We start from the raw sequence: 17,707 nt of genomic DNA, 5'->3' as shown, positions 1-17,707 counted from the left end.
GGGCGCGGCCCACTCGGGCACGAGGTAGGTGGCCATGCCGGCCGCGCAGGCCGCGAGGGCACCGTTGACGGAGTCCTCCACGGCGGCGCAGGCGCTGGGCTCGAGGCTCAGCCGTCGCGCGGACTCGAGGTAGATGTCCGGCGCCGGCTTGGCGCGCTCGATCTGGTCGCCGAAGGTCATGGACGAGAAGAACGGGGCCATGCCGAAGCGCTCCATGAGCGGCAGCGCGTGCTCGCGGGCGGTCGAGGTGGCGAGAGCGAGCGTCATCCCGGCGTCGGCGAGCGCGCCAAGGGCGTCGAGTGCGCCCGCGCAGGGCTCGAGGCTCTTGTCGCGAATCTCGAAGTAGAGCTCGTGCTGGCGTGCGAAGAGCCGGTCGGTGAGCGCCGGGTCGCCGAACTCGGCGTCGATCATCGCGTGGGCGTCGGGCATGCTGCAGCCGACGAAGGCGTCCCAGATGCGCCCGGGCACGTCGAGCCCGAGCTCGCCGGCCGCCTGCCGCCATGCCGTCTGGCTCACGCGCTCGGTGTCCACGAGCGTTCCGTCCATGTCGAAGATGACCGCGCGGGGCGTCTGCATAGGGTTCCTCTCGCCTGAGACCTCGTCCGACGCCGCATTGTAGCGCAGGCGCGTCACAAGTGTCGGGGCCTGACAAAGATGACAGGGTCGTCTGTCACGAAGCCGTTCATGACAGACGACCCTGTCACCTTTGTCAGGCCCCCGGCCCCGCCCGGGTCAGAGGGCGTCGGCGCGCAGGGCCTCCACGAGGTTCATCGCGTTGGACTTCCTGAGCGCGTAGATGACGCTCGCCGCGAGCACGGCCACGACCAGGGCAAACGCCATGGCGATGTGCGCCCAGGGGATCGCCGGCGCAAGCCCGCTCACGGAGAGCGACATCGCCTGCCACAGGTAGAGCTCCACTATGAGCGAGAGCGCGGTCCCGAGCACGAGCCCGCGCAGCGCGTAGTCCGCGCACTCCACGAGGATCATCTGCCGAAACGCCCGCTTGCCCATGCCGGCCGAGCGCAGCGCGGCAAACTCGCGCGTACGCAGCATCATGCCCGAGGCGATGGTGTTGAAGACGTTTGCCACCGCGATGAGCGCGAGGATGGCCGCGAAGCAGTAGAGGAAGACGCGCACCGTGAACGACATCGCGCGGGAGTCGCGCTGGAGCGCGGCGACGTTGGTGCCCCCGAGCGACTCCACGCCGGGCAGCTCGGTCACGACGTCGGCCATGCTCTCGAGCGTCTGGGCGGCGTCGGTCCCCTCGGAAAGACGCGCGTAGAAGGAGCCCCAGGTCGTCTGATAGCCCTGCCGCAGGGCCTCGAGCGCCCCGGAGGACGCGCGGACCGCGCGGGCGGGCATCACGAGGGTGGGGAACTGCGCGCGCAGCTGCGCGGGCGCCAGGGGGAAGTCCTCGCCAAGGTCGTCGGGGGCCACGGTCACGGGCACGCTCGCGGCGACGTGCGCCGCCTCGTCGACCGGGACCACAAGCGCCTCGGTCGCGTCCCCGAGCGGCGGGTAGTAGGCGCTCGCGGAGTCGTCGCCCCAGGAGACGAGGGGGTCGTCATAGCCCTCGCGCCTGGAGAGGACGAGAAGCTCGGCCGTGCCCGTCGCGCCGACGGGCAGCAGCTGCCTCGTGCCGTAGCGCACGCCGTCGTTCACGTCTAGGCTCCCCACGAGCACGGCGGTGAGGCTCGCGGGGTCCGCCGCGTCGGCCGGCACGTGGCCGGCGTCGGCGAGCGCGCGCCAGGTGGCGTCGTCGACGAGGTGGACGGTCGCGGCGGCGAGCCCGTCGGCGGTGACGGAGGGGCTCCCCGCGCTCGCGGCGTCCGCCCCCGCCTCGTCCCAGGAGAGGAGCTCGCCCGAGAGGCGCACCGTCGCCGACGACTGGCAGGCGTAGGCGACGCCCTCGACGCCGTCGAGCGCGGCCATCTGCGCGAGCGCGCCGTCCGCCCCGTCGAGCACGGCGAAGCGCTCGGGGGGCGCGTCCGTGCTGGACTCGTCCGCGGCCGTGAGCTCGAGGTCGTAGCTCGTCACGGACAGGGGCGCCGCCGTGCCCGTCGCGCTCGCGAGCATGTCGCTCGTCACGCCCGCGGTCACGAGCAGCGTTACCGAGACGGCGAGGGAGAGCGTCGCCACGCGGGCCTTGCCCGCGCCGGCCGCAAGCGCGCGCCGGGCGAGAAACGCCGGGATGCCGCCGATGCGCGCCGCCAGCCCCCGCGGCAGCCGGCCGTCAGCCGAGAGGTCGTCCATGGCGGAGCGACGGCGGGAGAACGCCCGGCGCAGGCGCCTGTTCGGCCGTACGTCGCGTGCGCCGCGGATGGCGTCGACGGCCGAGACGCGCCCCGCGCGGACGGCCGGGACCGCGGCGCTCACGAGCAGCGTCGCGCAGGCGAGCGCCACCGTGAGCCACGCGCACCACGGCCGCACGACGAGCGTCACGGCGGAGTCGGTGCCGACCATGCGCGCCCACCCCGTGCCGGTGACGGCGAAGGCGACGGCCGAGCCCAGAAGGCCGAGCGCCACGCCGAGGGGGATGCCCACGAGCCCGAGCGCGCCCGCCTCCACGAGGACGGCGTGCCTGAGCTGCCGCCTGGACGCGCCGAGCGAGGAGAGCAGGCCAAACTGGCGCGTGCGCTCGGAGACGGAGATGGTGAAGGCGTTGGAGATGAGGCTCACGGCGGCGACGACGATCACCGTGGCGAGTGTGGCGGCGAACATGCCGAGGGTGTCGAAGATGCGCCGGTCGCTCGTGAGGCCCTCGTAGGCGAGCAGGCCGAGGTTCATGACGACGGGCCGCTCGCCCTCGGCCGGGCGCACGGTCTCCACGAGGGAGGCGAGCTCGTCGTAGCTCGCGCAGCTGGTGGAGAAGTATGCCGTCGTGTGCCCGCCGGCGCCGCCTGCGTCGTCGGGGCTCACGTAGGCCATGGTGCCGGGCATGGTCCAGTCGGGCTCGACAAAGCCGACGACGGTGTAGGTGCGCGGCTCCGCCACGCGCTCGAGGGTCTCTGCGATCTCCCCGCGCTCCACGTTGGGGGTGCCGTCGGGGTCCGTCCCGCTCACGACGCTCTGGTACATCACGCTGTCCTGCGCGCCGACCTCCTGGCTCATGCCGTCCTCGTAGCGCGCGACGCGCCGCCCGAGGGAGAGCGTGATCGTGGAGCCTACCTCGAGCGGGCCCTCGGCCGAGACGCCCGCCGCCACGCCGGGAAGCTCCGACGCGCCGCCCGCGAGCTCCTCACCCCTGAGGCTGGAGTCCAGGGCGATCTCCCCGTCCCTCTCGGGGAGGCGCCCCGTCGCGACCGTGGGCCCGGGAACCACCTCGTAGGCGAGGTCGCCCCTCGCGCGGGCGGTGCCGCCCTGTTCCTCGGGCAGCGTCAGCACCGAGAGGTAGGTGCCGCGGCGCTCGGCGTCGGCGGCGGAGAAGGTCGCGGAGCCGAGGTCGCGCTGGAGTGCGAGCCGGTCGAGGCGCCCTCCCGCGACGTCGCGCAGCTCCCGCAGCTCCCCGTCGTCGGTCTCGCGGAGCTCCACCTGCCACACGCCGTTGCTCTCGCGACTCTGGTTGGCAAGCCCGTTCTGCAGGCTCACCGCGCTCGTGAGGACGGCCATGAGCAGGCCCGTGGCGAGCGCGATGCCCATCACGGTGACGGCGGTCCGCACCCGGTTGGCCGCGAGCGAGCGCAGCGTGAACCGCACGAACACGGATGCGTGCAGAGGGGACAGGCACTTTGCACGCAGATGCTTGGCCGCCATGCTAGGCGACCTTCGTGTCGGAGGCGATGCGGCCGTCCTCGAGCGCGATCACGCGGTCGGCCGTGAGGGCAATGTCCTCGTCGTGCGTGATCACGATGAGCGTCTGGCCGAGCTCCCTGTTGGACTTGCGCAGCAGGGCCATGATGTCGGCGGAGTTCTTGGAGTCGAGGTTGCCCGTGGGCTCGTCGGCCAGCACCACGGCAGGCGCGTTCATGAGGGCGCGGCCTATGGCCACGCGCTGCTGCTGGCCGCCGGAGAGCTGGTTGGGGAGGTGGTGCTCGCGACCCTCGAGGCCGAGCACGTGGAGCATGCTGACGAGGCGCCGCTCGTTGACCGCCCGGCCGTCCATGAGCACGGGCAGGCACATGTTCTCCACCACGTCGAGCACCGGCACGAGGTTGTAGAACTGGTAGACCAGCCCCACCTCGCGGCGGCGGAAGACCGCGAGCTGCTCGTCCGTGCGCTGGAAGACGTCCTCGCCGTTCAGGCGCACGGCGCCCGAGGTGGGCCGGTCCACGCCGCCCATCAGGTGCAGCAGGGTCGACTTGCCCGAGCCCGAGCTGCCGATGATGGCCACGAACTCGCCCGCCGCCACGGAGAAGCTCACGTCGGCGAGGGCGGTGACGGCGGTGTCGCCCGCGCCGTAGGTCTTGGTGAGGTGCTCTATCTGCAGGATGTCCATGCTGTCTCCCTGAACGGGGCCTGATGTCGATTCTAAGATGGGGCGCGCGCCCTGCCGCGCCGTGACGCGCGGGTGACTGATCTGTCATGGGGACTGCCGGCGGGGGCGCTCGGTGACCCGTCGCGGGGCGATTCATGACAAAATGCCCTGGCACCTTTGTCATGAAGGGCGAGAAGGACCGGCTGCCCCTACACCGTGGCCTTGAAGAAGACGAGGTCGAAGCGCGCCCCGCCGCCGGGGGCGTTGCCGGCGCGGATGGAGCCGCCCTGCGCGGTGACGAGGCTCCTGGCGAGGGCGAGGCCGATGCCCACGCCCGTGGGGTCGACCTCGGAGCCGGCCCGCCCGCCCCTCTCGCCCCCGCGGTAGAAGCGCTCGAAGATGTGCGGCAGGTCCTCCGCCGCGATGCCGGGGCCGGTGTCCTCCACGCAGAGCCTGAACGCGAGCGCGTCCTCCGCGCAGCTCACGCGCACCTCGCCTCCCGCGGGCGTGTGCTCGAGGCAGTTCTTGAGGACGTTCTCGAGCGCCTCCGCCGTCCAGGCGAGGTCGCCCGTGAAGCCCGCCCCCGGCGCCACGTCCGCCGTCAGGCGCACGTCCGCGAGGTCGAAGGCCACGGCCAGGGGGTCTGCGGCGCGCGCCACGAGCTCGGCGCCGTCCACGCGCCCGCGGGTGAAGCGCACCACGCCCGCGTCGATGCGCGCGAGCTTGAGCAGCGACGAGACGAGCCACTCAACGCGGTCCTCCAGCCGCTCCATCGTGTGGAGCCGCTTGACGCCCGCCTCGTGCGCGCCCTCGGCCACGAGTTCCCGGCGCACGAGCGACGTCATGAGCGCGAGGGAGGTGAGCGGCGTCTTGAGCTGGTGCGAAATGTCGGCCAGGGCGTCGGCCAGCGCGTTCTTCTCGTGCGCGAGCTCCTCGTTGGCAAGGGTGAGGCGGCTTCTCATCTTGTCGAGCTCGGAGGCCAGGATCGCGAGCTCGCCCTCGCGCATGCGCTCGAAGCTCACGTCGCGGTCCCCGTGGAGGATGTCGTCCACCTGGGAGGCCATGCGCGCGAGGGCGCGGTAGCGCTTGCGCGTGGCCGCGAGCCACACGGCGAGCAGCGCGAGCGCCGTCACGACGACGCACGTGGCGGCGGGCGCCCCCGCGAGCCGCCATGCGCAGAGCGCGCCCGCGCCGGCCACGACGGCCGAGACGCCGACCGTCCGCCTGACCTCGCGGTTGCGCAGCAGCACGCCCCTCGCCCCCCTAGGCGCCGTCGCCGGCGCGGTAGCCGAGCCCCCGCACCGTGACGATGAGCCGGGGGTCCGTCGGGTCGTCCTCGAGCTTGTCGCGCAGGCGCTTGATGTAGACGGAGAGCGTGTTCTCCTCCACGTAGGCGCCGGCGTCGTCCCAGAGCGCCTCGCGCATCATGTCGCGCGTGACGAGCCGCCCCGCGTTCTTGGCAAAGAGGAGCAACAGGCGGTACTCGAGCGCGGAGAGCGCGACCTCCCGGCCGTCGCGCTCCACGTGGGCGCGGTCGGGGTCGATGGTCACCTGCCCTAGGCGCAGCACCGTGCGCTCGGGGTGCGCGCGGCGGATGGCGGCATGGATGCGCGCCACGAGCTCGCGCGGGCGGAAGGGCTTGGCCACGTAGTCGTCCGCGCCCATGGAGAGGCCCGTCACGGTGTTGAGCTCGTCGTCGGCGGCGGTGAGAAAGATCACCGGCACGTCCGGCGTCACGCTCTTGATGGCGTTGCAGACGGCAAAGCCGTTGCCCTCGGCGAGCGTGAGGTCCACGAGCGCGAGGGCGTAGCCCGCGCCCCGCCGCGTCGCGAGCTCGACGGCGCCCGTCTGGGTGGGGGAGGAGTCCACGACAAAGCCCTCGTTGGCCAGAAGCTCGGAGAGCCCCTCCACGATGAGCTGGTCGTCCTCCGCGAGCAGTATGCGCTGCATGGCACTCCCTTCGTCATCTCCGAGTATAGGGTGGCGACGCAGCGGCGCTATGTGACGGTTTCGTCATGTGACAGGGGGACGGAAGAGTTGTCGCCGCTCCGTCCCTCTGTCACGTCTGTCCGTGAACGGTATGTTTCCTGCCGGTTAGCGGTCGGGGAATATGGCGGATGTGTGAAGTTGAAAGGAGCACCATGGTGCTCGCGCTTTTTGCAACAGTTAGGAGGTTTTCATGAACGGAATCGTCATCGTGCTCGTCGCGGCCGTGGTGCTGGTCGCCGGGTACCTGCTCTACGGACGCTGGCTCGCGCGCACGTGGGGCATCGACGAGAAAGCCATCACGCCCGCGCGGCGCATGGAGGACGGCAAGAACTTCTCGCCCGCCTCGTGCTTCACGGCCTTCTCGCACCAGTTCAGCTCCATCTGCGGCGCCGGCCCCGTCACGGGCACCATCGCCGCCATGATGTTCGGCTGGCTGCCGGTGCTGCTGTGGGTCCTCGTGGGCGGCATCTTCTTCGGCGCCGTGCACGACTTCGGCGCGCTCTACGCGTCCGTGAAGAACAACGGCAAGTCGCTCGCCCAGCTGATCGAGAAGTACATCGGCCGCACCGGGCGCAAGCTGTTCCTGCTCTTCAGCTGGCTCTTCACAATCATCGTGATCGCGGCCTTCGTGGACATGGTCGCGGGCACCTTCATGGCCACCTTCGGCGCCGACGGCGCCGTTGACGCGGCGAAGTCCTACGCGGGCGGCGCGGCCGGCACGATCTCGATCCTCTTCACCTTCGTGGCGATCGCGTTTGGCTGGGCGAGCCGTCGCTTCGGCCTCACCGGGTGGAAGGAGCTTGTCCTCGCCGTGGTGCTCTTCGTGCTCATGTTTGCCGTGGGCATGCAGTTCCCCGTCTACCTGGACAAGCTCGGCTGGTTTGCCGTCATCACGGTCTACCTGCTCTTTGCCGCAGCCATGCCCATCCAGACCCTCAAGCAGCCGCGCGACTACCTCACCTCCATCATGATGATCGTCATGATCGCGTGCGCCGTGGTGGGCATCGTGGTGCTCGGCGTCAACGGCCAGGCCACGATGAACGCCCCGATGATCGCCGACTCCGCCACGCTCGAGTCGCTCTCCGCGGCCGGCAAGAACATGTTCCCGCTGCTCTTCGTGTCCGTGGCGTGCGGCGCCCTCTCCGGCTTCCACAGCCTCGTCTCCACCAACACCTCCTCCAAGCAGGTGTCCAACGAGAAGGACATGGTCGTCGTGGGCTACGGTGCGATGGTCGCCGAGTCCTTCGTGGGCGTGCTGGCCATCGTGTTCGCGGCCATCATGTTCGGCTCGTTCTACACCTTCGAGGCGGGCGCCCCCACGGCCACGCCGTTCCAGATCTTCTCGCAGGGCGTGGCGAGCGGCATGACCGCGTTCGGCGTGGACGCCACGCTGGCCAAGGTGTTCATGACGATGTGCGTCTCCGCGCTCGCGCTGACCTCGGTGGACGCCGTTGCCCGCATCGGCCGCCTCTCGTTCCAGGAGTTCTTCGCCAAGACCAACGACGCCGCCGAGGAGGCCGGCGCCGACGCCACCGGCGTGGCCAAGGTCGCGTCCAACACCTGGGTCGCCACCGTGCTCACCCTGGCGCTGGGGCTTGCGCTCGCCTTCGGCGGCTACAACAACATCTGGGCGCTCTTCGGCGCGTCCAACCAGCTGCTCGGCGGCATGACCATGATCATGCTCGCGGTCTTCTGCAAATGCACCGGCCGCAAGGGCTGGATGCTCTACGTGCCGGTGGTCTTCCTGCTGGTGAGCACGTTCACCTCGCTCGTCCAGAGCATCATCGGCTGCGTGAACGCGCTCGCGGCGAGCGGCGCGGCCGTGATCGCCACCTCCGGCCTGCAGCTCGTCTTTGCGATCCTGCTCGTGGTGCTGGGCCTCATCGTGGCCTACAACTGCCTGAAGGAGCTCTTCGGCAAGGCGGCCGGGTCGCTTCCCGACGAGGAGCCCGAGTGGTCGGAGCTCGGCCGGAAGAACTGCGGCAAGTAGGTCGTTCCGCACGACACGTGACGACGGGGCGGGGACGCTTGTCCGCGCCCCGTCGTCGCCGTTTCTGCCTGCGCGTCGCCGTATAATCCTGCGCCCGATAGTGGGGAAATGTGCGTTTGGGGTGCCGGAACAGGGGGATGTGTGCGTTTGCGCGCGCACATATCCGACCATTCCGGCACCCCTCGCGCACATATCCAGCTATTCCGGCACCCAAACGCACATATGCGGCCGATTCGGCGCAGGGGGGCGCCGCCAGGGCGAGAAGGGCGTCCGCCCGTGGCGCTACTGGATCCCGGGGACGCTCGGGATCGTGGCGAAGCCGGCCTCGAGCTCCTCGTCGGTGGGGACGTGGTCCTCCATCTCGCCGCGGTTGAACTTGTCGTAGGCCACCATGTCAAAGTAGCCGGTGCCCGTGAGGCCAAAGAGGATCGTCTTGGCCTCGCCGGTCTCGCGGCAGCGCTCGGCCTCGCGCATCGCCACGAGGATGGCGTGGGCGCTCTCGGGCGCCGGCAGGATCGTCTCCAGCTTGGCGAACTTCTCGCCCGCCTCGAAGACGTCGGTCTGGCGCACGGCCACCGCCTCCAGGTAGCCGTCATGCTTGAGCTTGGACACGATCGGGCTCATGCCGTGGTAGCGGAGCCCTCCCGCGTGGTCGGGGCTGGGGATGAAGCCGTTGCCGAGCGTGTACATCTTGCAGAGCGGGCAGGTCTGGCCGGTGTCGGCAAAGTCGTAGGCGTAGCGGCCGCGCGTGAGCGAGGGACAGCTCGCGGGCTCCACGGCGACGAAGCGCGTGTCGGGGCGCTCGCCGCGGAGCTTGTCGCGCATGAAGGGCGCGATGAGGCCGCCGAGGTTGGAGCCGCCGCCCGCGCAGCCGATCACGACGTCCGGGTACTCGCCGAGCTCGGCGAGCGCCTCGTAGCTCTCGAGGCCGATGATGCTCTGGTGCAGCACCACCTGGTTGAGGACGCTGCCGAGCTGGTAGCGCCCGCGGTTCTCCGGCACGTGGAGCGCCCGCTCCACGGCCTCGGAGATGGCGGTGCCGAGCGATCCTGTGGAGTCGGGGTGCTCGGCCAGGATGCGCCGGCCGACCTCGGTGGTGGCGCTCGGCGAGGGCGTCACCGAGGCGCCGAAGGTCTCCATGATGTTGCGGCGGAACGGCTTCTGCTCGTATGAGCACTTGACCATGAAGACGTCGAGGTCAAGCCCGTAGTGCGCCGCGGCCTCGGCAAGGGCTGTGCCCCACTGGCCGGCGCCCGTCTCGGTGGTGATGGTGGAGAGGCCCTGCGCCGCGGCGTAGTAGGCCTGCGCGAGCGCGGAGTTCAGCTTGTGCGATCCGCTCGTGTTGTTGCCCTCGAACTTGTAGTAGATGTGCGCGGGGGTGCCCAGCGCGCGCTCCAGGTTGTAGGCGCGGCAGAGGGGGCTCGGCCGGTAGACCTTGTACATCTCCAGCACGGGCGCCGGGATCTCGAAGTAGGGGGTTTCGTCGTCGAGCTCCTGGTCTATCAGGGCGTCGGCGAAGACGGGGGCGAGGTCGGCGTGTGTGGCCACGGCCCCGTTGGGCAGGCGCATGGGCTCGGGCTTCTCCGGCATGTCCGCGCGCAGGTTGTACCAGGCCGTCGGGATCTGCTGCTCGCTCAGGTAGGTGCGGTAGGGGGCGGTGGCGTGTGCGGTGGTGCCGGCCATGACGATCTCCTTTCACGTTTGATTCTGTGCGCACAAGAAAAGGGCCCCCGGAACTGAGTCCGAGGGCCCTTTATGTATGCGCGCGTGGCCTCGTCAGTCCGAGAGGGGGGTCGTCCTTGTCCACCACCACGCACGAGCGCCAGCAAGCTGCTGGGCGCCGAGAAGAGCGATGCGCGCGGGACGGGGCATTGACGGCCTTCCTTTCGGAGACGATTGAGGGCAGCTTACCCGGCGCTTGTTTCGTGCGCGTTACCGGTTGGGAACGAGTTGGCTGCCGCGACCTCGCGCGCCGGGCGGCGCAGGAGGGCCCGGGCGGCGCGCTCGGCGGGGTACGCGCGGGCGAGAAGGGCGTGGAACCGCTCGTTGTGGCTGGGCTCAAGGAGGTGCGTGAGCTCGTGGGCCACCACGTAGTCAAGGCAGGTGGGCGGGTAGGCGGCAAGCGTCACGTTGATGCGGATGCGCCCCGTCCCGGGCGTGGCCGATCCCCAGCGCGAGGACATCGCGCGCAGCTGCCAGCCGGACGCGCGGGCGCCCGTCGCCTCCTCCATGCGACGTGCGACCTCGGGCAGGCGCCGCTCGAGCTCGGTGCGGTAGAGCTCGTCTGCCGTCATGCCCGCGGGCAGCGCGACGAGCTCGCCCCAGAGGGGAGGAGGCCGTCTCTGGCCGCGACCTCGGCCTCGGCGGCGCGCGCCGCCTGCCGCGCGACGTGTCTGCGCAGCCAGTCGGCGTGCCCGTCCAGGAAGCGTTGCGCCTCGGCGAGCGTGGCGCGCTGGGGGATGGAGAGGTGGGCGGTGCCGTCCGGGCGCACGCGCAGGTTGAGCCGCCGCACGCGCCGGCGCTCCACCTCCACGGCAACGCCGTCCGGCCCGCCGGCAAGAAGGGTCCTTTTCATGCGGGCATTGTAGCCCATGGCGGGGCGGCCGCCCGCCGCCGTTGCGGGCAACCTTGCGAAACCGTTAGGGGCGCATAAGCCTGGGCCATGGCGCGCCGGCGGGGCGAGAGGGACGATCGTGGGGTCCCGCACGTGCCGTCCGGAAGGAGCCGCCCATGCCCGCCGTCGTGCGCATCGCGCTCGGGAACGTCTCCCGCAGCGTCCGCGACTACTCGGTCTACTTTGCCACGCTCGCCTTTGCGACGTGCCTCATGTACTCGTTCAACGCCTCGGGGGACTACCTGCTCGCGATGCCGCTCAACGCGGGCCAGCTCGAGGTCATCCACAAGGCGCGCGAGGTCACGGGCGCCTTCTCGGTCTTCGTGGTGCTCGTCTTCGCCGTGCTCGTGGCCTACGCGAGCCGCTTCATCGTGCGCCGGCGCTCACGGGAGTTCGCGACGTACGGCCTGCTCGGGATGCGCGCCTCCTCGCTCGCGGCGATCCTCGCGGCGGAGGGCGCGCTCGTCGGCGCCGCGGCGCTCGCGGCGGGGCTCGCGCTCGGGGCCGCCGTCTCGCCGGCTTTCGGCGCCGTCGCGGCGTTTGTCTTCGGCGTGCCCTGGCGGCTCGCGTGGTCGGTCTCGCCCGCGGCCGCGCTCGACGCGTGCGCGTGGTTCGCCGGGATCGAGGGGCTCGCGATCGCGCTCTCCGTCGTGGACGTGCTGCGTCGGCCGCTCGTGGAGCTCCTCGGGCGGGACCGTGCGCCCGAGCGGCTCGCCCTTTCCGGGCATCGCGGGGTGACGCGCGCGCAGGCGGTGCTCGCCGTGGTCCTTCTCGCCGTGGTGTGGGGGTCGTGCGTGGTCATGCCGGGGCTCTTCGTGCTCGCCATCCTGCCGATGGGCTGGGCCGCCTACGTGGCGACCTCGCTCGTCTTTCGCCTGGTGGCGACCGCCGCGCCCGCCCGCGCGCGCCGGCGGCCACGCTACTGGGAGGGCCTGCGCGCCTTTGCGCTGCGGCAGGTCGAGGGCCGCGTGTCCACGGGCTGCCAGGCGCTCTCGTGCACCTGCGTGCTCATCGCGTGCGCGGTCTGCATGGTCTGCGCGGGGCTCGTGTTCTCCGTCGGCCAGCGCGCCGCCGGGCTCGCGGACCCGGCGGCGCCGGCCGAGGCCTCGCTCGCGCCGATCGGCTACGTGGGGATCTTCTACGGGGAGTCCTTCCTCGTGGCCGCCGTGGCGGTGCTCGCGCTCCAGCAGGTGAGCCAGGCCGCGGACGGCAGGCGCGCCTACGCCACGCTTGCGGCGCTCGGGGCCGACGCGCGCGAGATGCGCGCCGCGGTGCGGGCGCAGGTGGGCGTGGCCTTCGCGCTGCCCGCCGCGCTCGCCGTGGCGCACGACGCCTTCGGCCTCATGCTGGTGCGCCAGCTCGCGCGAGCCGTGCCGGACGGGACGTTCGCCGTCATCGCGGCCTGCTCGGTCGCGGGCACGCTCGTCCTTCTCGCCCTGTACTACCTGCTCTGCGTCCGCGAGTGCCAGCGCGTGCTGCTGGGGGCGGGCGCGCCGGCGGGGGAGTAGGCGTGGCCGCCCCTACGCGCGGCGCAGGCGCACCGCCGTGCCGGAGCAGCAGGTCATGATCATGCCCTCGAAGGTCTCGTAGCCGATGGAGGCGCCCACGACGGCGTCGGCGCCGAGCGCGGCGGCGCGCGCCTGCATCTCCTCGAGGACCTCGGCGCGCGCGGCCTGGAGCTCCTCCTCGTAGCCGGCCGAGCGGCCGCCGAAGATGTTGCGCACGCTCGCGCCGATGTCGCGGAACATGTTGATGCCGCTCACCGCCTCGCCGGTGACGATGCCGAGGTACTCGCTGATCTGGTGGCCCTCCACGGAGTTGGTGGTCGTGACGATCATCTCTTCCTCCTTCCTGCGCGCAAAGGTGACGGTCACTTTTGCGCGCAACATGCGACAAGCGTGATGGTGAGGGTGCCGCCGTCGAGGCGGGCCGAGAGCGCCATGCCCTGGGCCTCGGCGAGCTTGGCGGCGACGGACAGGCCAAGGCCCGAGCCCGCCGTGGCGCGCGAGTCGTCGGCCTGGTAGAAGCGCTCGAAGAGGCGGTCGGCGTCGATCGCGGCGGGGTCGGCCACGGGATTGGCAAAGTCCACGGCCACGCGGTCCTTCTCGGCAGGGCGGACCGTCACCGTGAGCGGCCCCGACCCGTGGCGCAGCGCGTTTGCCACGAGGTTCTCCGTGATGCGTCTGAGCGCCTCGGGGTCCGCGATCGCCTCGGGCGCGCCGTCGCAGGCAAGAGAGGGCTCCCAGCCGCGCGCCTCGAACTCGGGGTAGTGGCCGAGAAGGACCTGCTCCAGCACCGGGCGCAGGGGGACGGGCGCAAGCTCGAGCGGGGCGTCGGGGTCGGCCGCGCGGGCGTAGGAGAAGAGCTCGTCCAGAAGCCCCGACATCGCGGCGAGGCGCGCGTCGGCGGCCGCGAGCTGGGTGTCCCTGCGCGACGGCTCCGCCTCCTCGCGTGCGAGCTGGAGGTAGCCGCGGGCGCCGGTGAGCGGCGTCCGCACGTCGTGGGAGAGCGCGGAGAGCCCGCGTGAGAACTCGTCTGACGCGCGCAGGGCCTCCACGCGCTCGGCGTCTGCGGCGTCCACCTCGGCGTTCACGGCGTCGACCATGCCCACCATGCCCGGCAGGCGGCTCCCGCAGGTGAGCCGCGCGTTGCTGCGCCGCTCGCGTCCGAGGAGGAAGCGCGCCTGGCGGCCGAGCTCGGTGGCGTAGCACGCGACGGCGAGCGTCGCCCCGATCCCGATGCCGAGCGCGAGCATCACGACGAGCAAAAGTCCCTCGGACATGCGAAGCCTTTCGTAGAGGTTGAGCCAGGAGTCCATGGTAGGGCTTGCGAGCAGCCACTCCGCCATGGAGGAGAGCCAGCGGTAGAGCGGCTCGAGGAGCGCGTCGGCGATCACGCGAGGTCACGCCTCGTGCCCACGAGGGCGCCGATCGCGCCGCACGCGAGGCAGAGCGGGACGCAGACGACGAGAGCGCGGACGGCCGGCGCCACGCCCGTGGCGTCCACGGCGAGCATGTCCGCGGCGCCGTTGCCCACGGCAGCGGTGGTGACGTAGGGCATCCACGCGATGGCCGCCTCGAGCGCAGGCTCCCAGTCCTGGCCAAAGACCTTGCCCACAAAGAGCAGGAAGGTGAGAAAGCCCTGCTCAAAGGCAGCCATGAGCAGCAGAAACGCAACGATCATGGCAATCGCCTTGATGCGCGTGAGCTGCCCCACGAGCAGTACGACGAGCGCATAGGCGCACGCCACGAGCCAGCCCTCGACCGCCCATGCCACAACCTGCCAGAGCGGCTCGACGTTTTCCACGGGACGCATGGTCACGAGGGCTCCGAGGCCGCTGAACGCGAGGTAGGCAAGGAGGACGAAGCCCGTGGCGATGACCACGAGCAGGTACTTCTCGACAAAATAGGCGACGCGGCCGCGCAGCGACGACAGGAGCGTACGGTTATAGCCGGCATCGGAGTCCTCGCACGAGAGGTGCGCGGCCACGAACACGGCGACCATCTGGACAAGCACGATGCTCGAGCCGCGCCCGGCGAGGCGCAGCGCCCCGGCGCGCCCGGTAAGACCGTCGTAGACGATGCCCGGCTCGAGCGGCCACCAGATGGTGAGGACGGCCGACCCCAGCGTGACGAGCACAACGAGCGCGAGCACGGCCCACGGCCAGCGCGAGCGCGCCGTGCGGTAGAGGTCGGACTTGAGCAGGGCGATCATGCGACATCCCTCCTTGAGACGAGCAGCGCGTCGGCGGCGGTGGCGGCCACGGCGACGGGCAGGCAGACGGCGAGCGCGCGGACGGCCGGCGCGAGCTGGGCGGCGTTCTCCGCAGAGAGCATCGTTGCCGCGCCGTCGCCCACTGCGGAGGCAATCGTCGTCGGAAGCCACGGAGCGACGACCGAGCTCAGAGTGAGAAACTCGCCGCCCGCCAGATAGCACAGAAAGTCGGCCCCCACGAGCAGACCACCCTCGATGATTCCGGCCGCCCCGAGCGTGGCGAACACGATGGTCACGCTCTCGTTGCGCGTGAGGTGTGCCACGAGCACCGTGAGCACGACGTAGGGAGCGCTAGCGAGCCACGTGCAGCAGAGCCAGGCAGCCACCTGCCACGCGGGCTCGAGCGTCAGCACGGGCACGCCGGAAGCGACCCAGGCAAGCAGCCCGGTCACAAACGCAAAGAGCGTCGTGGCGGCGGCGAGCATCAGCGAGAACACGCACTTCTCGGCAAACCAGAGCCTGCGCGCCCGCGCGCTGAGCGACGAGAGGAGCGAGCGGGAGAACCCGATGTCCGTACGGTCCCCGCACACGACGGCCGCCATGACGGCGGGGAGAATCTGGAAGCTCCCGAAGCTGAGCGCCGAGCCCGTGAGGGTGTCGTAGACGACAGGACCCATGTTCGTCCAGCGCATGAGCAGTGCGGGCGCAAAGGTGAGGAAGGCCACCGCCGCGGCAAACGCCCAGATCCAGCGCCCGTGCAGGACGCGGTAGGCGTCCGAGCGCAGAAGGCCGATCATCGCGTCTCACCGTCCTTCTCGCCGTCCGCGCCGCCCATGAGCTCGACGAAGTACTCCTCGATGTCGCGCTCCAGCTGGGAGAGCTCGCGGACCTCCACGCCGGCCTGGAAGCACGCGGCGCTGAGCTCCTCGAGCGCGACGCCCGTGACCACGAGCGCGCTGTCGGGCTCCGCGCGGAAGGCCGCCTGCGGGAGCGCCTGCTCGAGCAGGGCGAGGCCGCGCTCCGGGGACGCCAGGCGCACGCGCACGGAGCTGCCGCAGCGCTCGTGGAGCTCGGCGTCGGTGAACTCGGCCGTGAGCCGGCCGTCCGAGATGACGCCGAAGCGGGTGGCCACGCGGTCGAGCTGGTCCAGAACGTGGGAGGAGATCACGATCGTGACGCCGCGCTCGTGGTTGAGGCGTACGAGCGTGAGGCGCATGGCGCGCGTGGCCTCGGGGTCGAGGCCGTTGAAGGGCTCGTCGAGCAGCAGCAGGTCGGGCGCGCCCACGAGCGCGAGCGCAAGTCCCAGGCGCTGCTTCATGCCGAGCGAGTAGGCCTTCACGCGGCGGCGGTCGTGCGGGTCCAGGCCCACGAGCGCGAGCAGATCGTCCGCCACCTGGCCGGCGTGCGTCATGCCGAGCGCGAGCGCCTTGGCGACGAGGTTGTCGCGCGCGGTGAGGCTGGCGAGCACGCCGGGGCTCTCGATGAGCGCCCCGATGCGGGAGAACCCCTGCGGCGTGGCGCCGCCGCCCGCCGGGTCTCCGAAGAGGACGACCTCGCCGGAGGTGGGGCGCGCCAGGCCGCAGACCATCTTCATCGTGGTGGACTTGCCCGAGCCGTTCTTGCCCACGAAGCCGTAGATGTCGCCGGCGGCGACGGTCATGTCCAGGCCGTCCACGGCCAGCTTGCGGCGGTAGCGCTTAGTGAGGCCGTGCGTCTCGATGACGTTCACGCTGAGCTCCTTTCCTGAGGTTGGCTCCAGTCTGGCAGGCGACCCTTCAGAAACCGTGAGTCAACCCTTAAGAAAGTTTGAGGATGGGGCCTAGCAGGGGCGACCTGACAAGGGTGACAGGGTCGTTTGTCATGATTTTCATGACAAACGACCCTGTCACCCTTGTCAGGTCCTTTCGCCGGGTCACGATGCGAGCTTGAATCCCATGCCCCAGACGGTCTTGAGGTAGGTGTCGGTGCCCGTCGCGCGGAGCTTGGAGCGGATGTTGGACACGTGGACGGCCACGACGGAGTCGTCCCCGGCGAAGGGCTCCCCCCAGGCCAGCTCGAAGAGCTCTGACTTGGAGAACACCTTGTTCGGTCGGCGCACGAGGGCCTCGAGGATGTTGAACTCTATCTTGGTGAGCGGGACGTCGCCGCCCGGCTCACCGTCTGCGCCGGGCGCCACCGCGAGCGTGCGCGCCTCCGGGTCGATCGACCAGCGGCGCCAGCGCAGGGCCCCGCCGCCCGCCGCGCCCACGCCGCGGTGGCGCAGCTGCACCTCCACGCGCGCCGCCAGCTCGTCGAGGTCGAAGGGCTTGGTGAGATAGTCGTCCGCGCCGAGGCGAAGAAGCCCCACCCGGTCGGCCGGGGACGTGCGGGCGGAGATCACCACGATGGGCGTCGTCGCGTCGCGCCCGCGGATGAGGCCCACAAGCTCCTCGCCGGTGGCGCCGGGCAGCATGAGGTCGCAGACCACGACGTCGAACCCCGCGTCCCCCTCGCCCGTGCCGCCCAGGAGGAGCCGCGCCTCGGAGCCGGAGAACGCCTGCGTCACGGCGTGGCCGTCGCGGGAGAGCCGCGTCGTCACCACGTCGTTGATCGCCGCGTCGTCCTCAATGACCAGAACCCGTGCCATGACTCTCCTCTCGTCCGCCCCATTGTGCCAAATCTCGGGGCGGGCCGCCCCGGAGCACGTCGCAGCCGTGCGCAGTTGCCTCCTTGGTGCGAAGAAACGCCGAGATTCGGCGCAGTCGGCGCCTTGGTGCGAAGGGCTTCGTGGTCCCACGACCGGTTTTCCGGGGCTGCGCGCGCCCCCCGGGCGGGCGTATCCGCAGGTAAGAAAACGACGCCGGGTAGCGAGAGGACACATTGCCTTCGCACCAAGGGGCTGACTGCGCATTCGGGGCGTCGCTTTTCGCACCAAGGGGGTAATTGCGCATCTCGGCGGCGCCCTCGGGACCGAGTGCGCCACCCGGGGCGCCGATTGTGCGGACGG

At 71.1% G+C, this 17,707-nt stretch carries 16 protein-coding genes; 2 read left to right on the top strand and 14 right to left on the bottom strand.

Annotation, left to right across the window (positions count from 1 at the left end; translation table 11 throughout):
- The 5 genes from H6A23_RS04320 to H6A23_RS04300 all read right to left on the bottom strand — a co-directional run.
- Positions 1 to 576: HAD family hydrolase (locus H6A23_RS04320; protein ID WP_204830962.1), on the bottom strand; the 576-nt coding region annotated here is incomplete at its 3' end.
- A gap of 156 nt (positions 577 to 732) precedes the next feature.
- Positions 733 to 3,753: an ABC transporter permease gene (locus tag H6A23_RS04315; RefSeq protein WP_204830961.1), complete on the bottom strand. Its 3,021-nt coding sequence runs from the start codon at positions 3,751 to 3,753 to the stop codon at positions 733 to 735.
- Position 3,754: 1 nt separating this feature from the next.
- Positions 3,755 to 4,435, bottom strand: a complete 681-nt coding sequence (locus H6A23_RS04310; protein ID WP_204830960.1) for an ABC transporter ATP-binding protein — start codon at positions 4,433 to 4,435, stop codon at positions 3,755 to 3,757.
- 188 nt (positions 4,436 to 4,623) lie between these two features.
- On the bottom strand, positions 4,624 to 5,664 hold the full coding sequence (locus H6A23_RS04305; protein WP_204830959.1) for a sensor histidine kinase: 1,041 nt from the start codon (positions 5,662 to 5,664) through the stop codon (positions 4,624 to 4,626).
- A gap of 13 nt (positions 5,665 to 5,677) precedes the next feature.
- Positions 5,678 to 6,364 (bottom strand): response regulator transcription factor, encoded by a 687-nt coding sequence (locus H6A23_RS04300; RefSeq protein ID WP_204830958.1) that lies wholly within the window; start codon positions 6,362 to 6,364, stop codon positions 5,678 to 5,680.
- A 229-nt stretch (positions 6,365 to 6,593) separates the two neighbouring features.
- On the opposite strand from H6A23_RS04300, the gene H6A23_RS04295 reads away from it, so the two are divergent.
- Entirely contained in the window at positions 6,594 to 8,393 is a 1,800-nt protein-coding gene (locus tag H6A23_RS04295) for a carbon starvation CstA family protein (protein ID WP_204830957.1), read from the top strand.
- 282 nt (positions 8,394 to 8,675) lie between these two features.
- On the opposite strand, the gene H6A23_RS04290 is transcribed toward H6A23_RS04295, so the two are convergent.
- The 3 genes from H6A23_RS04290 to H6A23_RS04280 all read right to left on the bottom strand — a co-directional run bounded on the left by H6A23_RS04290 (position 8,676) and on the right by H6A23_RS04280 (position 10,968).
- Entirely contained in the window at positions 8,676 to 10,076 is a 1,401-nt protein-coding gene (locus tag H6A23_RS04290; protein WP_204830956.1) for a TrpB-like pyridoxal phosphate-dependent enzyme, read from the bottom strand.
- A 224-nt stretch (positions 10,077 to 10,300) separates the two neighbouring features.
- The gene (locus tag H6A23_RS04285) at positions 10,301 to 10,687 is read right to left on the bottom strand and encodes a M48 metallopeptidase family protein (protein ID WP_204830955.1); all 387 of its coding nucleotides are present in this window, start codon (positions 10,685 to 10,687) and stop codon (positions 10,301 to 10,303) included.
- Positions 10,684 to 10,968, bottom strand: coding sequence for a YgjP-like metallopeptidase domain-containing protein (locus H6A23_RS04280; protein ID WP_204830954.1), 285 nt, complete (start codon positions 10,966 to 10,968; stop codon positions 10,684 to 10,686). Before H6A23_RS04280 ends, H6A23_RS04285 begins: the two co-directional genes overlap by 4 nt.
- A gap of 155 nt (positions 10,969 to 11,123) precedes the next feature.
- Between H6A23_RS04280 and H6A23_RS04275 the strand changes: the two genes are divergently transcribed.
- Positions 11,124 to 12,515: an FtsX-like permease family protein gene (locus tag H6A23_RS04275; protein WP_204830953.1), complete on the top strand. Its 1,392-nt coding sequence runs from the start codon at positions 11,124 to 11,126 to the stop codon at positions 12,513 to 12,515.
- A 12-nt stretch (positions 12,516 to 12,527) separates the two neighbouring features.
- Here the strand turns inward: H6A23_RS04275 and H6A23_RS04270 are convergent, their stop codons facing one another.
- From H6A23_RS04270 to H6A23_RS04245, 6 genes are all read right to left on the bottom strand, one after another.
- A complete protein-coding gene (locus tag H6A23_RS04270) occupies positions 12,528 to 12,845 on the bottom strand; it encodes a YbjQ family protein (RefSeq protein WP_204830952.1) in 318 nt (105 codons plus the stop codon).
- A 32-nt stretch (positions 12,846 to 12,877) separates the two neighbouring features.
- Complete coding sequence (locus H6A23_RS04265) at positions 12,878 to 13,903, bottom strand: sensor histidine kinase (RefSeq protein ID WP_353653009.1); 1,026 nt, start codon at positions 13,901 to 13,903, stop codon at positions 12,878 to 12,880.
- Positions 13,900 to 14,721 (bottom strand): hypothetical protein, encoded by an 822-nt coding sequence (locus tag H6A23_RS04260; protein WP_204830951.1) that lies wholly within the window; start codon positions 14,719 to 14,721, stop codon positions 13,900 to 13,902. Before H6A23_RS04260 ends, H6A23_RS04265 begins: the two co-directional genes overlap by 4 nt.
- Positions 14,718 to 15,518: a hypothetical protein gene (locus tag H6A23_RS04255; protein WP_204830950.1), complete on the bottom strand. Its 801-nt coding sequence runs from the start codon at positions 15,516 to 15,518 to the stop codon at positions 14,718 to 14,720. The genes H6A23_RS04260 and H6A23_RS04255 overlap by 4 nt, the downstream gene beginning before the upstream one ends.
- The gene (locus H6A23_RS04250) at positions 15,515 to 16,450 is read right to left on the bottom strand and encodes an ABC transporter ATP-binding protein (protein WP_204830949.1); all 936 of its coding nucleotides are present in this window, start codon (positions 16,448 to 16,450) and stop codon (positions 15,515 to 15,517) included. Before H6A23_RS04250 ends, H6A23_RS04255 begins: the two co-directional genes overlap by 4 nt.
- A 183-nt stretch (positions 16,451 to 16,633) precedes the next feature.
- Positions 16,634 to 17,347: a response regulator transcription factor gene (locus H6A23_RS04245; protein ID WP_204830948.1), complete on the bottom strand. Its 714-nt coding sequence runs from the start codon at positions 17,345 to 17,347 to the stop codon at positions 16,634 to 16,636.
- Between the last annotated feature and the right edge of the window lie 360 nt (positions 17,348 to 17,707).

Source organism: Olsenella uli (assembly GCF_016900775.1).
Taxonomy (GTDB): domain Bacteria; phylum Actinomycetota; class Coriobacteriia; order Coriobacteriales; family Atopobiaceae; genus Thermophilibacter; species Thermophilibacter uli_A.
Note: the sequence above shows the minus strand (reverse complement) of the source record. Positions and strands in the feature narration are given on the sequence as shown.